Origin of the sequence: Kitasatospora sp. HUAS MG31, from assembly GCF_040571325.1 — a bacterium.
GTDB classification, from domain to species: Bacteria; Actinomycetota; Actinomycetes; order Streptomycetales; family Streptomycetaceae; genus Kitasatospora; species Kitasatospora camelliae.
In genome coordinates, this window is record NZ_CP159872.1 from 3261218 (window position 1) to 3280164 (window position 18947).

General features: G+C 73.6%; 20 protein-coding genes. 3 read left to right on the forward strand and 17 right to left on the reverse strand.

What is annotated here, in order from left to right:
* Window positions 1-3: 3 nt before the first annotated feature.
* Genes ABWK59_RS14490 through tsaB form a run of 4 tightly spaced genes read right to left on the reverse strand, consistent with a single transcriptional unit; the run spans window position 4 to window position 2518 of the window.
* The gene (locus ABWK59_RS14490; protein ID WP_354640999.1) at window positions 4-264 is read right to left on the reverse strand and encodes a hypothetical protein; all 261 of its coding nucleotides are present in this window, start codon (window positions 262-264) and stop codon (window positions 4-6) included.
* Window positions 261-1340: a tRNA (adenosine(37)-N6)-threonylcarbamoyltransferase complex transferase subunit TsaD gene (gene tsaD / locus ABWK59_RS14495; protein ID WP_354641000.1), complete on the reverse strand. Its 1080-nt coding sequence runs from the start codon at window positions 1338-1340 to the stop codon at window positions 261-263. The genes ABWK59_RS14490 and tsaD overlap by 4 nt, the downstream gene beginning before the upstream one ends.
* Window positions 1333-1824, reverse strand: a complete 492-nt coding sequence (gene rimI, locus ABWK59_RS14500) for a ribosomal protein S18-alanine N-acetyltransferase (protein WP_354641001.1) — start codon at window positions 1822-1824, stop codon at window positions 1333-1335. The genes tsaD and rimI overlap by 8 nt, the downstream gene beginning before the upstream one ends.
* Window positions 1825-1861: 37 nt before the next feature.
* Window positions 1862-2518, reverse strand: coding sequence for a tRNA (adenosine(37)-N6)-threonylcarbamoyltransferase complex dimerization subunit type 1 TsaB (gene tsaB, locus ABWK59_RS14505; RefSeq protein WP_354641002.1), 657 nt, complete (start codon window positions 2516-2518; stop codon window positions 1862-1864).
* A gap of 186 nt (window positions 2519-2704) precedes the next feature.
* Between tsaB and ABWK59_RS14510 the strand changes: the two genes are divergently transcribed.
* Window positions 2705-3280 carry a hypothetical protein gene (locus ABWK59_RS14510; protein WP_354641003.1) on the forward strand — a complete coding sequence of 192 codons (576 nt, stop codon included), beginning with the start codon at window positions 2705-2707 and terminating at the stop codon, window positions 3278-3280.
* 10 nt (window positions 3281-3290) lie between these two features.
* Here the strand turns inward: ABWK59_RS14510 and ABWK59_RS14515 are convergent, their stop codons facing one another.
* From ABWK59_RS14515 to glmS, 7 genes are all read right to left on the reverse strand, one after another.
* On the reverse strand, window positions 3291-3482 hold the full coding sequence (locus tag ABWK59_RS14515; protein WP_354641004.1) for a hypothetical protein: 192 nt from the start codon (window positions 3480-3482) through the stop codon (window positions 3291-3293).
* Between the two features lie 125 nt (window positions 3483-3607).
* Window positions 3608-4111, reverse strand: a complete 504-nt coding sequence (gene tsaE / locus ABWK59_RS14520; RefSeq protein WP_354641005.1) for a tRNA (adenosine(37)-N6)-threonylcarbamoyltransferase complex ATPase subunit type 1 TsaE — start codon at window positions 4109-4111, stop codon at window positions 3608-3610.
* A 151-nt stretch (window positions 4112-4262) separates the two neighbouring features.
* On the reverse strand, window positions 4263-5468 hold the full coding sequence (locus tag ABWK59_RS14525) for an alpha/beta fold hydrolase (RefSeq protein WP_354641006.1): 1206 nt from the start codon (window positions 5466-5468) through the stop codon (window positions 4263-4265).
* A gap of 13 nt (window positions 5469-5481) precedes the next feature.
* The gene (gene alr / locus ABWK59_RS14530; protein ID WP_354641007.1) at window positions 5482-6666 is read right to left on the reverse strand and encodes an alanine racemase; all 1185 of its coding nucleotides are present in this window, start codon (window positions 6664-6666) and stop codon (window positions 5482-5484) included.
* A gap of 313 nt (window positions 6667-6979) precedes the next feature.
* Window positions 6980-8422 carry an NAD(P)H-hydrate dehydratase gene (locus ABWK59_RS14535; protein ID WP_354641008.1) on the reverse strand — a complete coding sequence of 481 codons (1443 nt, stop codon included), beginning with the start codon at window positions 8420-8422 and terminating at the stop codon, window positions 6980-6982.
* Window positions 8423-8439: 17 nt separating this feature from the next.
* Window positions 8440-8808 (reverse strand): holo-ACP synthase, encoded by a 369-nt coding sequence (locus ABWK59_RS14540; protein ID WP_354641009.1) that lies wholly within the window; start codon window positions 8806-8808, stop codon window positions 8440-8442.
* A 133-nt stretch (window positions 8809-8941) separates the two neighbouring features.
* The gene (glmS, locus tag ABWK59_RS14545; protein WP_354641010.1) at window positions 8942-10798 is read right to left on the reverse strand and encodes a glutamine--fructose-6-phosphate transaminase (isomerizing); all 1857 of its coding nucleotides are present in this window, start codon (window positions 10796-10798) and stop codon (window positions 8942-8944) included.
* Window positions 10799-10898: 100 nt separating this feature from the next.
* Between glmS and coaA the strand changes: the two genes are divergently transcribed.
* Window positions 10899-11888, forward strand: coding sequence for a type I pantothenate kinase (coaA, locus tag ABWK59_RS14550; protein ID WP_354641011.1), 990 nt, complete (start codon window positions 10899-10901; stop codon window positions 11886-11888).
* A 65-nt stretch (window positions 11889-11953) separates the two neighbouring features.
* On the opposite strand, the gene glmM is transcribed toward coaA, so the two are convergent.
* The 4 genes from glmM to ABWK59_RS14570 form a co-directional block, all read right to left on the reverse strand.
* On the reverse strand, window positions 11954-13318 hold the full coding sequence (glmM, locus tag ABWK59_RS14555) for a phosphoglucosamine mutase (protein ID WP_354641012.1): 1365 nt from the start codon (window positions 13316-13318) through the stop codon (window positions 11954-11956).
* A gap of 162 nt (window positions 13319-13480) precedes the next feature.
* Window positions 13481-13984, reverse strand: coding sequence for a 30S ribosomal protein S9 (rpsI, locus tag ABWK59_RS14560; protein ID WP_354641013.1), 504 nt, complete (start codon window positions 13982-13984; stop codon window positions 13481-13483).
* A 50-nt stretch (window positions 13985-14034) separates the two neighbouring features.
* Window positions 14035-14478 carry a 50S ribosomal protein L13 gene (gene rplM, locus ABWK59_RS14565; protein ID WP_354641014.1) on the reverse strand — a complete coding sequence of 148 codons (444 nt, stop codon included), beginning with the start codon at window positions 14476-14478 and terminating at the stop codon, window positions 14035-14037.
* A 209-nt stretch (window positions 14479-14687) separates the two neighbouring features.
* Window positions 14688-16346, reverse strand: a complete 1659-nt coding sequence (locus ABWK59_RS14570; protein ID WP_354641015.1) for an ABC-F family ATP-binding cassette domain-containing protein — start codon at window positions 16344-16346, stop codon at window positions 14688-14690.
* Window positions 16347-16451: 105 nt separating this feature from the next.
* Between ABWK59_RS14570 and ABWK59_RS14575 the strand changes: the two genes are divergently transcribed.
* Window positions 16452-17414 (forward strand): hypothetical protein, encoded by a 963-nt coding sequence (locus tag ABWK59_RS14575; protein ID WP_354641016.1) that lies wholly within the window; start codon window positions 16452-16454, stop codon window positions 17412-17414.
* 45 nt (window positions 17415-17459) lie between these two features.
* Here ABWK59_RS14575 and truA read toward each other — a convergent pair whose 3' ends face one another.
* Together truA and rplQ are read right to left on the reverse strand one after the other, a co-directional pair.
* Window positions 17460-18371 carry a tRNA pseudouridine(38-40) synthase TruA gene (truA, locus tag ABWK59_RS14580; protein WP_354641017.1) on the reverse strand — a complete coding sequence of 304 codons (912 nt, stop codon included), beginning with the start codon at window positions 18369-18371 and terminating at the stop codon, window positions 17460-17462.
* 64 nt (window positions 18372-18435) lie between these two features.
* Window positions 18436-18906: a 50S ribosomal protein L17 gene (rplQ, locus tag ABWK59_RS14585; protein ID WP_253797225.1), complete on the reverse strand. Its 471-nt coding sequence runs from the start codon at window positions 18904-18906 to the stop codon at window positions 18436-18438.
* Between the last annotated feature and the right edge of the window lie 41 nt (window positions 18907-18947).

Below are 18947 nucleotides of genomic sequence, written 5' to 3' on the forward strand. Positions count from 1 at the left end.
ACGCTACTCGACGTGGGTACTGGTGAACTCCCAGCGGTGGACGGGTCGGGCGAGGAGTCCCTCGGGTGGGTCGGCGACCGGGGCCGGTCGGCCCTCCCACCAGGTGATCAGCAGGACCCGGTCGCCGGGGGCGGTGAACACCTCGGCGCGGCACAGCCCGGGGGCGCCGCGCAGGGCCGGCAGCGCCTCCTCCCGTACCCAGGCGTGCAGCTGGTCGGCCCGGCCGTCGGCGGCCCGGGCCTCCCACATCCGGGCCAGCGTCACGAGAGCGCCTGCTGCGCGTGGGCGTGGACGTGCGTGTGCGGGACGTGGGTCTCGGTGACCGGCAGCGAGGAGTCGGCGGACAGGTCGAAGGCGGAGGGCGTGCGGTCCCGCCAGACCATCTCGGCGCCGAGCGCGGCGACCATCGCGCCGTTGTCGGTGCACAGGCCGGGCCGCGGCACCCGGAGCACGATGCCGGCCTTGTCGCAGCGCTGCTGGGCCATCTCGCGCAGCCGGGAGTTGGCCGCCACGCCGCCGCCGATCATCAGGTGGTCGACGCCGTTGTCCTTGCAGGCGCGGACGGCCTTGCGGGTGAGCACGTCGGTGACGGCCTCCTGGAAGGAGGCGGCGACGTCCGCCACCGGGACCTCCTCGCCGGCCCGGCGCCTGGCCTCGACCCAGCGGGCCACGGCGGTCTTCAGGCCCGAGAAGGAGAAGTCGTACGCGGGGTCGCTGGCCGCGCTCAGGCCGCGCGGGAAGGCGATCGCCTTGCCGTCGCCCTCGCGGGCCATCCGGTCGACCACCGGGCCGCCGGGGAAGCCGAGGCCGAGCACCCGGGCGACCTTGTCGAACGCCTCGCCGGCGGCGTCGTCGATGGTGGCGCCCAGCGGGCGGACGTCGCTGGTGATGTCGGAGCTGAGCAGCAGTGAGGAGTGGCCGCCGGAGACCAGCAGCGCCATGGTCGGCTCGGGCAGCCGGCCGTGCTCCAGCTGGTCCACGCAGATGTGCGAGGCGAGGTGGTTGACCCCGTACAGCGGCTTGTCGAGCGCCCAGGCGAAAGCCTTGGCGGCGCTGACGCCGACCAGCAGCGCGCCGGCCAGGCCGGGGCCCGCGGTGACCGCGATGCCGTCCAGGTCGCTCGCCTTGATCCCGGCGGTGTCCAGGGCCCGCTGGATGGTCGGGACCATCGCCTCCAGGTGGGCGCGGCTGGCGATCTCCGGGACGACGCCGCCGAAGCGGGCGTGGTCGTTGACGCTGGAGGCCACCGCGTCGGCCAGCAGGGTGGTGCCGCGGACGATGCCGACGCCGGTCTCGTCGCAGGAGGTCTCGATGCCGAGGACGAGCGGTTCGTCAGCCATGGTGATGGTCCTTCGGGTCGTACGGCGGGTGGTCGAGGCGCATGACGAGCGCGTCCACGTTCGCGGGCTGGTAGTAGCCGCGCCGGACGCCGACCGGCTGGAAGCCGTGGCGCTCGTACAGCTGCTGGGCGCGGAGGTTGTCCACCCGCACCTCCAGCAGCAGTTCGGCGCAGCCGCGCCGGGCGGACTCCTCGATGAGGTCGGTGAGCAGGACGGTGCCGAGACCGCCGCCCTGGTGCCGCTGGTCGACGGCGATGGTCTGGACGTCGCCCTCGGTGCCGACGGCCATCAGCCCGGCGTAGCCGACGATGGTGCCGTCCTCGGTGGTGGCGACGGTGTAGTGGCGGGTACCGCCGGGGTGGGCCTCGGCCAGCTCGGACCAGTACATCCCGCGCGACCAGGCGTCCTCCGGGAAGAGCCGGAGCTCCAGCTCCATCACGGGCTCGATGTCCCACCAGCGCATCGGCCGCAGGCGGACCTTCATCGCGGGCCGTCCGCGGCCCCGGCCGGGGTGGCGGCGGTCATGCGGGCAGCACCGCCTTGTACCCGGCGGGCACCTGGGCGTCCGGGCGGCGCAGGTAGAGCGGGGCGTTGGGCAGCAGCGCGCGGCCGGCGGCCAGTTCGGCGGCGGCGAAGTCGGCGAGCCGGCCGGCCGAGACGTGCTCGGGGCCGCGCGCGCCGGGGAAGGTGTCCGGGTAGAGCAGCGCGCCGGCGCCCACCGCCTGCGCCTCGGGGGCGAGTTCGGCCGGCCGGTCCACCGAGGGTCCGGCCGTCCGGCGGCCCTCGGCGTCGTACGAGGCCCAGTAGACCTCCTTGCGCCGGGCGTCGGTGGCCACCGTGAACGGTCCGGTCAGACCGCCCTCGGTGCGGGCCTGGTGGGCGATCGCGTCGAGGGTGCAGACGCCGTGCACCGGCAGGCCGAGCGCGTGGCCGAGGGCGGCGGCGGTGACCAGGCCGACCCGCAGGCCGGTGTACGGGCCGGGGCCGACGCCGACGGCGATGTCGGTGAGGTCGCGCTTGTCCACGCCGGCCTCCTCCAGCACCCGCTGGACGGTGGGCAGCAGCAGCTCGCCGTGGCGTCTGGCGTCGACCTGGAAGGCCTCGGCGAGGACGGCCGTGCCGTCGTGGACGGCGGCGGTGACGGCGGGGGTGGCGGTGTCGAACGCGAGCAGCAGCACGGGTCCAAGGTTAGAGGGTCCCCGGGGGCGGCCGGGCCGCGGTGGGCCCCCGGGGAGACGGCGAGCGGGCCGCCCCCGGCCGGCCGGGCGGGAACACTCGATCGGTTCCGGCCCGGATGAGGCCGACCGGCCGGACCGGACCTGGCACGATTAGCCCGAGAGCACGAGCGGACGGTGGGAGCAGACGTGGCGAAGCTTGGTCCTGGAACGGTGGTCGCCGGCCTGACCCTGGGGGCCTTGGCGGCGGTGGGGCTGCTGGCGTTCCAGGCGGACGGCGCCGAGTCCCGGGCAGGTGCGGCCAGGGCCGCCGAGGTCTCCGCCTCGCCGTCGGCCACGCCGACCCCGAGCGCCACCCCGACCGCTCCCGCGCTGCCGGCCGACTCGGGCACCGGGCTGCGGGTGGTGTACTCGGTGCAGGCGCACCAGGTCTGGCTGGTCGACCCGAAGAAGAACCCGCAGGTCATCGCCACCTTCAAGGTGCTCCCCGGCACGGTGGAGCCGGCTCCCGGGAGCTACAGGGTGTACAGCCGGACGGCCACCGGCACCGGCACCGACAAGCTGCCGATCGAGCACGTGGTGCGGTTCGCCCAGCAGAACGGTGTGGTCTTCGGCTTCAGCGCCGCCGTCGCGAGCGGCACGGCCACCCCGACGGCCGGCCCGAGCGCGGGCCTGAAGACCGGGGGGATCCGCTCCGGCCGGGCCGACGGCCAGGCGCTGTGGGACTTCGCTCCGAACGGCACCCCGGTGGTCGTGGTCGCGTAGCCGCGCCCGGTCAGGCCGCCCGGCGGGGCTCCGGCTGCCCGGCGGCGGACCGCTGCCGTTCGGGCGGGGTGGAGACCGCGGCGGCGGCCGCGCAGGAGGCGAGCAGGGTGCGCATCGGCACCACGGGCTCGGGCTCCGCGGCCCGGACCTGCTCGGCCCGGCCCTGCGGGCGGGGCTGCTCGGCGGGGGTGGTGCTCGTCATGGGGCGCCTCCCAAGTTAGGCAGACCTAACTGCAGGACCCATCCCATCACGCGCGGCCACCCGCCCGCAACACCTTGCCGACACGCTGTCGGCAACCTGGCGGACCCGCCCGTCCCACCCGCTCCTCAGCTGTCGCCCAGCACCCCGAGGTCCACCCCGTCCCAGCGTCCGCCGAGCCCGCTGACCCGGACCCGGCGCGGGTCGGAGTCGTCCTCGCTCTCGGCGCCGCCGAGCGCCCGCTCGATCCGGACCTCCAGCCGGTCCTCGGAGAGCTGCTCGACCTTGCCCTCGCCCCACTCGACCACCACCACCGACTCCGGCAGCGAGACGTCCAGGTCGAGGTCCTCCATCTCGTCCAGGCCGCCGCCGAGCCGGTAGGCGTCCACGTGCACCAGGGCCGGGCCGCCGGTCAGCGAGGGGTGCACCCGGGCGATCACGAAGGTCGGCGAGGTCACCGCGCCGCGCACGCCCAGGCCCTCGCCCAGGCCGCGGGTCAGCGTGGTCTTCCCGGCCCCGAGCTCGCCGGAGAGCAGCACCAGGTCGCCCGGGCGCAGCAGCGCGGCGAGGTCCCGCCCGAGCCGGCTCATCCGCTCGGGGGTGGCGACGGTCAGCGTGGTCTGCGAGCCCATGGGTCTGCGATGCCCTTCTCGTATCCGGAGGCCGCACCTCACCTGCGGCTCCCGCTACCGTGCCACAGCCTGGCCGGACAGTGCGCCGAAGGGTCGGGATCCACCCGGTCGGGGCCGGTACGACCCGGGGCGGCGACGCCGCCGGCCGGGCTCAGGCCAGCAGGTCCCGGGCGGCTTCCGGCGCCTCGGTACCCGCGTGGCGGGCGGCGCGCAGCAGCAGTCCGGCGAGGTGGCGGTCGACGGTGGCCGGGTGCTCCAGCATCACCAGGTGCCCGGCGTCGGGGACGAGCACCAGCTCGGTGCCGGGCAGCCGGGCGGCGATCTCCTCGCTGTACTCGGGCGGGGTCAGCAGGTCCTTCGTCCCGGCCAGGACCAGGGTGGGGAGGCCGGCGAGCGCGGCCAGCGCGGCCTTCTTGTCGTGCGCGGAGAACGCCGGGTAGAACTCGGCGACCACCTCGAAGGGGGTGGCGTCCAGCAGCCGCTCGGCGAACCGGGCCACCGCCGGGTCGACGTCCCGGGTGCCGAAGGAGTACCGCCGGTAGAACACCGAGGTGACGTCCGAGCCGAACCGGCGGGTGGCCTCCACCAGCTCGGCCTGACGGCCCAGCAGCCGGACCACCTGCGGGCTGAGCCGCTTCAGCAGCCGGGCGCCGGCGACGGGCAGGCCGAGGGTGACGGAGTCCCAGTCGCCGGCCAGGGTGCCGATCAGCGCCGCGCCGACCACCCGCTCCCCGAACAGCTCGGGGTGCCGCTCGGCCAGGGCCATCACGGTCATCCCGCCCATCGAGTGCCCGACCAGGACCACCGGCCCCTCGGGCACCACCGCGTCCAGCACGGCCTTGAGGTCCGCGCCGAGCTGGTCTATCGAGGCGGGCTCGCCGCCCAGGTACGACCGGGAGCGCTCGGAGCGGCCGTGGCTGCGCTGGTCCCAGAACACCAGCCGGGCCCCGGCCCGCAGGGCGGCCCGCTGGAAGTGCCAGCTGTCCTGGCTGAGGCAGTAGCCGTGGCAGAACACCACGGTGAGCGGGGCCTGCGCCGGGCGCTCCCCGGGGCGGTCCCGGTCGGGCCAGCCGGTGCCGTCGAGTTCCACGTACAGCTCGGTGCCGTCGGCGGCGGGGACGGTCCGGGAGCGGCCGCGCAGCGAGCCGTACGGCGCGGCGGCGTCCAGCTCCTCGCGCGCCCGGCGGCGCATCGCCCGGCCGACGGTGAGCCGCTCTATGGCCACCCCGGCGGCCGCGCCGGCCGCGACCACGCCGAGCGAGATGCCGATCAGCCCGGCCCGGCTCACCCCTCCGCCCGACGCCCCGGCGGCCTTCGCGGCCGCCGCCACCGGGTCGATCCCCGCCGACTCGCTCATCCGGCCCGGCCGCTCACTCCGCCGCCCCGCCGACGTACCGCCGGGGCACCCGGCCGCCGATCCGCGTGATGATCTCGTACGAGAGGGTGCCGCAGGCCCGTCCCCAGTCCTCCGCGGTCGGCTCGCCGCGCTCGCCGGGACCGAACAGCAGCACCTCCTCGCCGACCTCCGGCAGGTCCCCGCCGAGGTCGACGACGAACTGGTCCATCGCGACCCGGCCGGCCACCCGGTACCACGTGCCGCCGATCTGCACCGGCCCGGTGTTGCTCGCGTGCCGCGGGACGCCGTCCGCGTAGCCCACCGGGACCAGGCCGAGCGTGGTCGGGCCCGGCGTCGTGTAGTGGTGGCCGTAGCTGACGCCGTGGCCGCCCGGGACGGTCTTCACCAGGGCGAGCCGCGCGGTCAGCGACATCACCGGGCGGAGGCCGAAGTCCGCGGGCCCGCCCACGTCCGGGACGGGCGACAGCCCGTACATCGCCAGGCCCGGGCGGACCAGGTCGTAGTGCGACTGGGGCAGCAGCAGGGTGGCCGGAGAGTTGGCCAGGTGCCGGACCTCGGGCCGGGCGCCGGAGCGCTCGGCGAAGGCCAGCGCCTCCGCGAAGGAGTCCAGCTGGGCCTGGATGGACGGGTGGCCCGGCTCGTCCGCGGCCGCGAAGTGCGACCAGATGCCGACCACCTCGATCAGGCCCTCCGCTTGGGCGCGCAGGGCGGCGGCCACCAGGTCCGGCCAGTCGTGCGGCTGGCAGCCGTTGCGGCCGAGGCCGGTGTCCGCCTTGAGGTGCACCCGGCCCGGCACGCCGGTCTCGCGGACCGCGGCGAGCAGCTCGTCCAGGGCCCACAGGCCGCTGACGGAGATGTCGACCGCGGCGCGCAGCGCCTGCCGCCAGGGGCCGTCCGGCGTCCACAGCCAGCACAGCACGCGGGCCTGGTCCGGTCCGATGCCCGCCGCCCGCAGCGCCAGCGCCTCCTCGGGCGTCGCCGTGCCCAGCCAGTCGATCCCGGCCGCGACCGCCTCGCGGGCACACCGGACCGCGCCGTGGCCGTAGGCGTCCGCCTTGACCACGGCCATCACCGCGGGGCCGCCGGTCCGGGCCCTGAGCGCGGCGAGGTTGTCGCGCAGGGCGGCCAGATCGACGGTCGCCTCGGCGCGGGCCCCCCTGGTCAGGGCGGCCGGTCCGGTCGTGTTCGCAGTCGTCATCGCGTAACAGTCTCCCAGACCGGCCACCCGGCACCCGACAGGGGCGCGACGTGACTCCCCGGAGAGACGGACGCACGGACCCAGGCGCAACGTACCCGGACGCGTGAACCCAGGGGCGCGACGAACCCGGACGCGTGAACCCAGAGGCGCGAAATCCTCGGATGCGCGAACCCAAGGGCGCGAAGGACCCGGACGCGTCGACCCAGGGGCGCGAGGAACTGCGCGAGGCGGCAGGGCACACGCCGCACCGTCCCCACCTCGCGCAGTTCCCCGCGCCCCTCAGAAAGCTCCCCCTCAGAGAGAAGCTCGCCCCCTACCGCCGGTGGCGCCACGCGGTGGGCAGGGCCGTGGCGATGTCGAGGGCGGCGATCGGGTGGCCGGGTTCTGCGGCGTGGCGGCCGGCGAGGCCGTGGAGGTAGGCGGCGGCGGAGGCGGCGTCCAGTGGGGGGAGGCCGGCTGCGAGGAGGGAGCCGGCGAGGCCGGAGAGGACGTCGCCGCTGCCGGCGGTGGCGAGCCAGGAGGTGCCCGTGGGGTTGACCCGGACCTCCCCCGACGGGTCGGCGATCACCGTGGTGGACCCCTTGAGCAGCACGGTCGCCCGGTACGCCGCCGCCAGCCGCCGCGCGGTCACCAGCCGGGCGGCGGCCAGTTCCTCGGCGGGTGGCGGGGCGTCCCCGGTGGCGCCGGCCAGCAGCCGGGCGGCCTCGCCGGTGTGCGGGGTGAGGAGGGTGGGGGCGGTGCGCTCGCGGAGGGCGTCGGGTCCGAGCCGGGCGAGTTCGGTGAGCCCGTCCGCGTCGACCAGGACGGGCACCTCCGCAGCGAGTGCCTCCCGCAGGGCCTGCTCGGCGCCGTCCCCGGAGCCCGGCCCGACCACCCAGGCCTGGACCCGTCCGGCCCCGGCCGGTCCGCCCTCGGTGACCAGGGTCTCCGGGAATCGCCGCACCACCTCCTCGGCGGCGGTGCCGACGTACCGGACGGCCCCGGCCCCGCCGCGCAGGGCGCCGGCGACGGAGAGCACCGCCGCCCCGGGGTACCGCGCCGAACCGGCGGCGATGCCGACGACCCCGCGCCGGTACTTGTCGCTCTCCGTCCCGGGGACGGGCAGCAGGGCGGCCAGGTCCTCGTCCTGGAGCGAGGTGACGGAGGCCGGGGGCAGGGTGAGGCCGATGCCGACCAGGTGGAGGGCGCCGGTGTGGGAGGCGCCCGGGTCGATCAGCAGTCCGGGCTTGTAGGTGCCGAAGCAGACCGTCACGTCGGCCCGCAGGGCGGCGCCGGGGACCTCGCCGGTGTCGGGGTCCACGCCGCTCGGCACGTCGACGGCGACCACCGGCCCGCCGCGTTCCATCGCGGCGTACGGCGCGGCCTCGGGCCGCAGCCCGCCGCGGCCGCCGATGCCGACGATCCCGTCCAGCACCAGGTCGGCGCGGGTGAACTCGGTGGGGTCGGCGGTCACCCGGCCGCCGGCGGCGAGCAGGTCGGCCAGTCCGCCGGGGTGGGCCCGGTCGGGGGCGAGGAGCAGCGCGTGGACGGTGGAGCCGCGGCGGGCGAGGCGGGCGCCGGCGTACAGGGCGTCGCCGCCGTTGTCCCCGCTGCCGGCCAGCACCAGGACGCGGCTGCCGTAGACGCGGGGCAGCAGCCGGGCGCAGGTCGCGGCGAGCCCGGCGGCGGCGCGCTGCATCAGGGTGCCGTCCGGCAGTCGCGCCATCAGCGCGGCCTCGGCGGTCCGTACCTGCTCGACACTGTGCGCGTGGCGCATTCGCTGCCTCCCGGGGCTCAGCCTTCGGCGATCACCACCGCCGACGCTACGCCCGCATCGTGACTGAGCGACACATGCCACGAGCGGACGCCGAGTTCGGCGGCCCGCGCGGCGACGGTCCCGGTCACCCTGAGGACGGGCCGGCCGGAGTCCTCGGCGCAGACCTCGGCGTCGGTCCAGCGCAGGCCGGCGGGCGCGCCCAGGGCCTTGGCCAGCGCCTCCTTGGCGGCGAACCGCGCGGCCAGCGAGGCCGTCCCCCGCCGGGCGCCGGAGGGGAGGAGGAGTTCCGCCTCGGTGAACAGCCGCTCGGCCATCCCGGGCGTCCGGGCCAGCGAGGCCTCGAACCGCTCGATCTCCGCGACGTCGATCCCGACCCCGATGATCACCCCGGACGCTCCTTCCCGACACCGTCTGCCTGCCCGGACCCTACGGCACGGCGCGGGCCGGACCGGTTCGCGGGCGCCACGGCGACCCCTGCGGCGGAGCGCAGCCGTCGCAGGGGCACCGAAACGCCGCGAACTACTCGACGGTGACGGACTTGGCGAGGTTGCGGGGCTGGTCGACCTCGTGGCCCTTGGCGGTGGCCAGCTCGCAGGCGAAGACCTGGAGCGGGACGGTGGAGACCAGCGGCTGGAGCAGGGTCGGGGTGGCCGGGATGCGGATCAGGTGGTCCGCGTACGGGACGACCGCCTCGTCGCCCTCCTCGGCGATGACGATGGTGCGGGCGCCGCGGGCCCGGATCTCCTGGATGTTGGAGACGATCTTGTCGTGCAGGATCGAACGCCCGCGCGGCGAGGGGACGACCACCACGACCGGCAGCCCCTCCTCGATGAGGGCGATGGGGCCGTGCTTGAGTTCGCCGGCGGCGAAGCCCTCGGCGTGCATGTAGGCCAGTTCCTTGAGCTTCAGGGCGCCTTCGAGGGCGACCGGGAAGCCGACGTGGCGGCCGAGGAAGAGCACGGAGCGGGCGTCGGCGAGGCCGCGGGCCAGCTCGCGGACCGGCTCCATGGTCTCAAGGACCTGCTCGATGAGGGTGGGGGCGTCGCCGAGTTCCTTGATGACGGCGAGGATCTCGTCGCCCCACTTGGTGCCGCGGACCTGGCCGAGGTAGAGGGCGACCAGGTAGCAGGCGACCAGCTGGGTCAGGAACGCCTTGGTGGAGGCGACCGCGACCTCGGGGCCGGCGTGGGTGTAGAGGACCGCGTCGGACTCGCGGGGGATGGTGGAGCCGTTGGTGTTGCAGATCGCCAGGACCTTCGCGCCCTGCTCGCGGGCGTGCCGCAGCGCCATCAGGGTGTCCATGGTCTCGCCGGACTGGGAGATGGCGATGACCAGGGTGCCCGGGCCCATGATCGGGTCGCGGTAGCGGAACTCGGAGGCGACCTCGACCTCGCAGGGGATGCGGGTCCAGTGCTCGATCGCGTACTTGGCGATCATGCCGGCGTGGAACGCGGTGCCGCAGGCGACGATGACGACCTTGTCCACCTGCCGCAGGTCCGCATCCGAGATCCGCAGCTCGTCGAGGGTGAGCCGGCCGTCGGTGCCGATCCGGCCGAGCAGGGTGTCGGCGACGGCCTTCGGCTGCTCGGCGATCTCCTTGAGCATGAAGTAGTCGTAGCCGCCCTTCTCGGCGGCGGAGGCGTCCCAGTCCACGTGGTACTCGCGGACGGTGGCCGGGCTGCCGTCGAAGCCGGTCACGGTGACGCCCTCGCGGCGCAGCTCGACGACCTGGTCCTGGCCGAGCTCGATGGCCTCGCGGGTGTGGGCGATGAACGCGGCGACGTCGGAGGCGAGGAAGTTCTCGCCCTCGCCGCGGCCGACCACCAGCGGGGAGTTGCGGCGGGCGCCGACCACCACGTCGGGGGCGTCGGCGTGGACGGCGACCAGGGTGAAGGCGCCCTCCAGGCGGCGGCACACCACCCGCATCGCCTCGGCCAGGTCCCCGGTGTAGGCCTCGCCCAGCAGGTGGGCGACGACCTCGGTGTCGGTCTCCGAACGCAGGGTGTGACCGCGCTCGGCGATCTCCGCGCGCAGCTGCGCGAAGTTCTCGATGATGCCGTTGTGGACGACCGCGACCCGGTCCGCGTCGTCCAGGTGGGGATGGGCGTTCGCGTCCGTCGGCCCACCATGGGTCGCCCACCGGGTGTGCCCGATCCCGGTCGACCCCACCGGCAACGGAGACTGGGCCAGCGACTTCTCCAGGTTGGCGAGCTTGCCCGCCCGCTTGTCGGTGGCAAGGACCCACTGCCCGTCGGCACCCTGCGTCTGCACCGCCACACCGGCCGAGTCGTACCCGCGGTACTCCAGCCGCTGCAGGCCTGCGATCACTACGTCGAGGGCCGACTGCGAGCCCACATATCCAACAATTCCGCACATGTGCGCCAGCATATGCGGCCTCGGACACCCGCAGGTCACGGCGGAGGGGCACTACGGGTGACCGATACCACACATCCCGCGCGCGCCGCCGAGGCCCACAATGGAGCATGTGCTGACCGAACCGTGTACGAGGGGCGCTTCCACGCCGACCCCCTCGCCCTACGTCGATCTGAGCCGGGCCGAGTGGAGCGCCCTCCGCGAGCGCACGCCGCTGCCGCTGACCGCCGACGAGGTCGAGCGGCTGCGCGGCCTCGGCACAGCACTGAACCTGGACGAGGTGGTGGACGTCTACCTGCCGCTCTCCCGGCTGCTGAACCTCTACATCCACGCCACCCACGACCTGCGCGGCGCCCTCGGCACCTTCCTGGACACCCCGGACACCGAGCGCACCCGCACCCCGTTCATCATCGGCGTGGCCGGCTCGGTGGCGGTGGGCAAGTCCACCACCGCCCGTCTGCTGCAGGCCCTGCTGGCCCGCTGGCCCGAGCACCCGCGGGTCGAACTGGTCACCACCGACGGCTTCCTGCTGCCCAACGCCGAACTCCGCCGACGCGGCCTGATGGCTCGCAAGGGCTTCCCGGAGTCGTACGACCGGCGGGCCCTGATGCGGTTCGTCGCCGACGTGAAGGCCGGCAAGGACCGGGTCTCCGCCCCCGTCTACTCGCACCTGGTGTACGACATCGTGCCGGGCGAGCGGCTCACCGTGGAGCGCCCGGACATCCTGATCGTCGAAGGTCTGAACGTCCTTCAGCCCGCGCTGCCCGGCACCGACGGGCGCACCCGGCTGGCGGTGGCCGACTACTTCGACTTCTCCATCTACGTGGACGCGCGGACCGACGACATCGAACGCTGGTACCTGGACCGGTTCCGGAAGCTCCGTCAGACCGCCTTCCAGGACCCGAACTCGTACTTCCGCCGGTTCACCGAGGTGCCGGAGGAGGAGGCGATGGACTACGGCCGGCAGGTCTGGCGGACCATCAACAAGCCCAACCTGCTGGAGAACGTCCTCCCCACCCGCGGCCGGGCCACCCTCATCCTCCAGAAGGGCTCCGACCACAAGGTCCGCCGCGCCCTGCTCCGCAAGCTCTGACCGCGACCGGGCAAACCTGAGGGGCGCGAGGGGAAACCTCCCCGCGCGCCCCTCGGTTCAGCCGGTCACCCCAGGTGGGTCCGCACCGCGTCCGCCAGCTGCTCGGCGACGGTCTTCGCCTGCACCTCGTCCGCGGCCTCGACCATGACCCGCACCAGCGGCTCCGTCCCGGACTTCCGCAGCAGCACCCGCCCGGTCGCCCCCAGCTCGGCCTCCGCCGCGGCGACGGCCGCGGCCAGCTCCTCGCAGCTGTCCACCCGGCTCTTGTCCACGCCCTTGACGTTGATCAGCACCTGCGGCAGCCGGGTCATCACCGTGGCGAGGTCGGCCAGCGTCTGCTTGGTCGCGGCCAGCCGCGCGCCCAGCATCAGGCCGGTGAGGGTGCCGTCGCCGGTGGTGGCGTGGTCGAGCAGGATCACGTGGCCGGACTGCTCGCCGCCGAGGGCGAAGCCGTGCTGCTTCATCTCCTCCAGGACGTAGCGGTCGCCGACCGCGGTCTGGACGAGCTCGATGCCCTCGCGCTCCATGGCCAGCTTGAAGCCCAGGTTGGACATCACGGTGGCGACGGCGGTGTTGCGGCGGAGGGTGCCGGCCTCCTTCATGGCCACGGCGAGGATGGCGATGATCTGGTCGCCGTCCACCTCGTTGCCGTCGGCGTCGGCGGCCAGGCAGCGGTCGGCGTCGCCGTCGAGGGCGATGCCGAGGTCGGCCTTGTGCTCCCGCATCGCGACGCAGAGCTTGTCCAGGTGGGTGGAGCCGACCCCGTCGTTGATGTTGAGGCCGGTGGGCTCGGCGCCCAGGGTGTAGACGACCTCGGCGCCGGCCCGGGCGAAGGCCTCGGGGGCGACCCGGGCGGCCGCGCCGTGGGCGCCGTCGATGACGACCTTGACCCCGTCGAGGCGGTTGGGCAGCACGGCGACCAGGTGGGCCACGTAGCGGTCGAAGCCCTCGGTGTACTGGCGGACCCGGCCGACGGCGGCGCCGGTGGGGCGCTTCCAGTTCTCGTCGCCGACGCCGTAGCGGCGGTAGTGCTCCTCGATGGCGTCCTCGATGGCGTCGTCCAGCTTGTGGCCGCCGCGGGCGAGGAACTTGATGCCGTTGTCCGGCATGGCGTTGTGGCTGGCGGAGAGCATCACGCCGAAGTCGGCACCGAGCGAGCCGGTCAGGTACGCCACGGCGGGGGTGGGCAGCACGCCGACCCGCAGCACGTCCACGCCGGCGCTGGCCAGGCCGGCGATCACGGCGGCCTCCAGGAACTCGCCGGAGGCCCGGGGGTCACGGCCGACCACGGCGACCGGACGGTGCCCGTCGAACGCGCCCGCGTCACCGAGCACATGGGCCGCCGCCACCGACAGGCCCAGGGCCAACTCCGCGGTGAGGCCCTCGTTGGCCGTTCCGCGCACCCCGTCCGTACCGAAGAGTCGTGCCATGTTCCGTCCTCCGTCGTGCCCTGCTGAGAGATATCACACCGCTCCGCGGCCTCCGCACAAGGCCGGGAGCACAACGCCCCGGAGTACACGAGGTACTCCGGGGCGTACGCGTCGCGCCCGGGGGCGTACCACCAGGGCGGTACGCACCCCGAGGGGTTGCGACTAGCGCTTGCTGTACTGCGGCGCCTTGCGGGCCTTCTTCAGACCGGCCTTCTTGCGCTCGACGGCGCGGGCGTCACGGGTCAGGAAGCCGGCCTTCTTGAGCGGGCCGCGGTTGTTGTCCACGTCCGCCTCGTTCAGGGCGCGGGCCACGCCGAGGCGCAGCGCGTAGGCCTGACCGGAGACACCGCCACCGGCGATGCGGGCGACGACGTCGTAGCGGCCGTCGAGCTCGAGCAGCTTGAAGGGCTCGTTGACGGTCTGCTGGTGCACCTTGTTGGGGAAGTAGTCCTCAAGGGTGCGGCCGTTGATCTTCCACTTGCCGGTGCCCGGCACGATGCGGACGCGGGCGATGGCCTCCTTGCGACGGCCGAGGCCGGCGCCCGGGACGGCCTCGCCGAAGCGGCCGGCCAGGGACTCGGAGGTGTACTCGGTCTCGGTGGTGTACTCCTCGACGTTCTCGTCGAAGTCGACCTCGAGGGTGTTCTCGATGGCAGTCTCGGCCACGGTGTTCCTCAGCTCCTGCTGTCAATCAGTGGTGTGGTTGGTGGCCGGAATTACTGCGCGACCTGGGTGATCTCGAACGGCACCGGCTGCTGGGCAGCGTGCGGGTGCTGGTCGCCCGAGTAGACCTTCAGCTTGGAGAGCATCTGGCGGCCCAGGCTGTTCTTCGGGAGCATGCCCTTGATGGCCTTCTCGACGGCCTTCTCCGGGTTCTTGTCCAGCAGCTCGTCGTAGCGGACGGAGCGCAGACCACCCGGGAAGCCGCTGTGGCGGTAGGCCAGCTTCTGGGTCTTCTTGTTGCCCGACAGGTGCACCTTGTCAGCGTTGACGATGATGACGAAGTCACCCGTGTCAACGTGCGGCGCGTAGATCGCCTTGTGCTTGCCCCGGAGGAGGGTGGCGGCCTGGGAGGCCAGGCGGCCCAGCACGACGTCGGTCGCGTCGATGACGTGCCACTGACGCTGGACGTCGCCGGGCTTGGGGCTGTACGTACGCACGGTCGTAGCCTTCGCTTTTCAGTGAGTGTGTCCTTGACAGGAGCACCCCGGCAGAGGGATCAGCCTGGCCACCTTGGACGCAATCAAGGGGAGCCGCTGGTCATCGGCCTGGTGTCTCCGGCGTACCGACCTCTCACGTGAGATGGAGCGAGCCAATACGCACAACAGCAACCAACGATACCGGCTGGGAACCGCAGGACCAAACCGGCTCAGCGCTCCCGCTGCACCCGGGCCTCGTCCCAGACCGGCTCGGGCGACTCGTACACCCGGCCGTCGGCGCCGAACACCAGGAAGCGGTCGAAGGTCTTGGCGAACCAGCGGTCGTGGGTGACGCACAGCACCGTGCCGTCGAACGCCTCCAGTCCCTCCTGCAGGGCCTCGGCGCTCTCCAGGTCGAGGTTGTCGGTGGGCTCGTCCAGCAGCAACGCGGTGACGCCGGAGAGCTCCAGCTTGAGGATCATCAGCCGGGCCTGCTGGCCGCCGGAGAGCGACTCGAACTTCTGCTCGTGCTGGCGGTCCAGCTCGTACCGGCGCAGCGCGCTCATCGCGGCGCCGCGGCTCAGCGCGTGCTCCTCCTCCAGGATGGTCCGGATGGCCCGGCCCATCAGCTCGGGGTGCGCGTGGGTCTGCCGGAAGTGGCCGGGCACCACGCGGGCGCCGATCCGGTACGTGCCGCCGTGGGCGACGGTCGCGTCCCCGGCGAGCATCCGCAGGAAGTGCGACTTGCCGGAGCCGTTGGAGCCCAGCACCGCGACCCGCTCGCCGTAGTAGACCTCCAGGTCGAACGGCTTCATCAGGCCGGTGAGCTCCAGCTGCTCCAGGGTGAAGGCGCGCACGCCGGTCCGGCCGCCCTTCAGCCGCATGGAGATCTTCTGCTCGCGCGGCGGGGCCTCCGGCCGGCCGGCCTCCTCGAACTTCTTCAGCCGGGTCTGCGCGGCCGCGTAGCGGGAGGCCATCTCGTGGCTGACCGCCGCCGCCTGGCGCAGGGTGACCACCAGCTTCTTGAGCTTGGCGTGCTCCTCGTCCCAGCGCCGGCCGAGCTCCTCGAACCGCTCGAACCGGGCCCGGCGGGCCTCGTGGAAGGAGTCGAACCCGCCGCCGTGCACCCAGACGCTGCTGCCGGCCGCACCGGACTCGACGCTGATGATCTTGTCGGCGGTACGGGAGAGCAGCTCGCGGTCGTGCGAGATGAACAGGACGGTCTTCGGGGTGGCCTTGATGGCCTCCTCCAGCCAGCGCTTGCCGGGGACGTCCAGGTAGTTGTCCGGCTCGTCGAGCAGCAGCACCTCCTCGGGGCCGCGCAGCAGCGCCTCCAGCACCAGCCGCTTCTGCTCGCCCCCGGAGAGGGTGTTCAGTCCGCGCCACTGGGCCCGGTCGAAGGGCATGCCGAGGGCCGCCATGGTGCAGACGTCCCAGGTGGTCTCGTACTCGTAGCCGCCGGCGTCGGCCCAGTCGGAGAGCGCCTGGGCGTAGGCCATCTGCGACTTCTCGTCGTCCTGCGCCATCATCCCGAGCTCGGCGGCGTCCACCGCGCGGGCGGCCCGGGCGATCCGCTCCGGGGCGACCGAGACCAGCAGGTCGCGGACCGAGGCGTCGGCGGGCAGCGCGCCCGGGGTGGCCTCCTGGTCCTCCCGGCCGGTGGTGCCCACGAACTGGCGCATCACGCCGAGGCCGCCGCTGACCGTCACGCCGCCGCCGTGCGGCTGCACGTCACCGGCGATCATGCGGAGCAGGGTGGTCTTGCCTGCGCCGTTGGCGCCCACCAGCGCGACCGCGGCGCCCTCGCCGACCCGGAAGGACGCGTCGTCGAACAGCACCCGTCCGTCCGGCAGGTAGTACTCAAGGTGCGAAATCTCGACGTGTCCCATGAACCGGATTGTGCAACGCCCGGCTTTGCGGACCCAACTGCTTTTCGATACCGATTCGGAACTCATCCGGAGTCAGATGACGGCCATGGCCTAAGATTCGCGATTATGAGCGATGGCCAGGCAGTCAACCCCGAGGCCGGGGGCCAGCAGGCGCAGGGTTTCCCCCACCAGGGTCCGACGCCGGCATCCCCCTTTCCCGGGCAGCCCCAGCAGTCCGGGTACGGATTCCCGCAGCAGGGCGGGTACGGCTACCCGCCGCCCCAGGACGGGTACGGATACCCGCCGCTGGCCAGCCCGGCCGAGCCGGACTGGTACGCCCTCGCCGAGGAGGCCGAGTCCTCCAGCCGGCGCCGCAAGCGGATGTTCATGATCGGCGGCGGTGTGCTCACCCTCGTCGCGGTGGCCGGCATCGTGGGCGCCACGCTGTTCCTCACCCGGGACAAGGGCGAGGCGTCGGCCGACCCCACCGTCGCCGCCAGCGCGGACGCCTCGCCCTCCGCCTCGGAGAGCGTGCCGGCGCCGACCACCCCGCTGGAGGTCATCAGCAACAGCAAGACGGACAAGGCGCCGGTCAACGTCGGCACGCTCTTCCCGAGCCCCACGATCACCATGGGGGACCGCACCTACACCAAGGTGACCACCGAGGTGGACGAGGAGTGCAAGGACGTCTCGCTGGCGAACGGCCTGAGCGAGTCGCTCAAGGCCCTCGGCTGCTACAACGTCTACCGCGCCACCTACACCACGGCGAACGGCCAGGAGGTCACCGTCGGCGTGATCACCTTCGCCAGCGACTCCAGGGCCACCAAGGCCAAGGGGACGCCCAAGGGCAACATCAACCCGCTGGTCAAGGACGCCGTCACGCCGTTCTGCCAGGGGGGTGTGAAGTGCGCCACCAACAAGAGCTCGATCGGCCGGTACGCGTTCTTCTCCATCGCCGGCCCCGCCGACGGCAAGGCCATGGCCGACAAGGACAAGAACGCCCCGCAGGCGGCCAAGGACCTCATCGAGTCGGTCTACCAGACCCTCCTCGACCGCGGCCGCACCGGCCTCGCCAAGGTCGCCGGCTGACCGGCCCCGGTGGCGCGGGGGCCGCCCCGCGCCCCGGAGAGGGCCCTACCCCTCCACCCCCGGCAGTGTCCGCATCCGCCGCGCCGCCCGGTTCCGCTCCGCCAGCAGCTCGTCCGCCGGGTACCCGACCTCCTCCAGGGTCAGCCCGTACGGCCGGATCACGTTGACCGCGGAGTTCCGCACCCCGCCGGCCAGCACCTCCCCCGGGAACTCCACCGGCCGGTGCCCGTCCCCGACCAGCAGCATCGCCCCGACCAGCGCCCGCACCATGTTGTGGCAGAAGGCGTCCGCCCGGACGGTGGCCACCGCCAGCGAGCCCTCCTGTGCCGCGTAGCCGTCCACCGGGACCCGGTCCCAGTGCAGTTCCAGCAGGGTGCGGATGGTGGTCGCGCCCTCGCGCTTCTTGCAGTACGCGGCGAAGTCGTGCTCGCCCAGCAGCAGTTCGGCGGCGGCGTTCATCTTCTCGACGTCCAGCGGCCGGTCGTGCCACAGCACGTGCCCACGCAGCAGCGGGTCCACCCCGCCCGGGTGGTCGGCGACCCGGTACGCGTACCGGCGCCAGATCGCCGAGAACCGGGCGTCGAAGCCGTGCGGCGCCTCGGAGACCCGGTAGATCCGCACGTCGGCGGGGAGCCGCCCGGCCAGCCGGCGCAGCAGCTTCTCGCCGTGCTCGGCCCACAGGTCGACCGGCAGGTCGACGTGCGCGACCTGGCCGCGGGCGTGCACCCCGGCGTCGGTGCGGCCGGCCACGGTCAGCGGGTAGAGCTCCGAGCTGCGGGTGACGATCTGCAGCGCGGTCTCGATCTCCTCCTGCACGGTGCGCCGGCCGCGCTGGCGGGCCCAGCCGGAGAACTCGGCGCCCTGGTAGGCGAGGTCCAGCCGGATCCGGACGGTCCCGTCCGCCGGGCCGTCCTTGACGGGGGGCTGCTCGGCGCAGTCGTTCACTTCATCTCCCATGGACACGGAACGGGCCCGCTCCCCCACGGATGGGAGAACGGGCCCGAACGAACACCTAGAGGTGTCAGGCCTCGGTGGCCTCGTCGGCGGCGGCCTCGGTGGCCTCCGCCTGCTCGGCCTCCTTGACGGCGCGCTTGGCAGCGGCCTCGGCCTCGGCAACGGTCGCCTTGGTGGCGATCTCGCCCTCGACCAGCTCGATCACGGCCATCGGGGCGTTGTCGCCACGACGGGTGCCGATCTTGGTGATGCGGGTGTAGCCACCGGGACGGTTCTCGAAGCGCGGCGCGATCTCGGTGAAGAGGGTGTGCAGCACCGAGACGTCGGTGATGGTCTTGCGCACCAGGCGACGGTTGTGGATGTCGCCCTTCTTCGCCTTGGTGATCAGCTTCTCCGCCAGCGGGCGCAGGCGACGGGCCTTGGCCTCGGTGGTGGTGATGCGGCCGTACTGGAACAGCTCACGGGCCAGACCGGCGAGCAGCAGGGGCTCGTGGTGCGGGCCGCCGCCGAGGCGGGCACCCTTGGTGGGACGCGGCATGGAATGACTCCTCGAATCTCCGACTGCGGCCGTACCAGGTA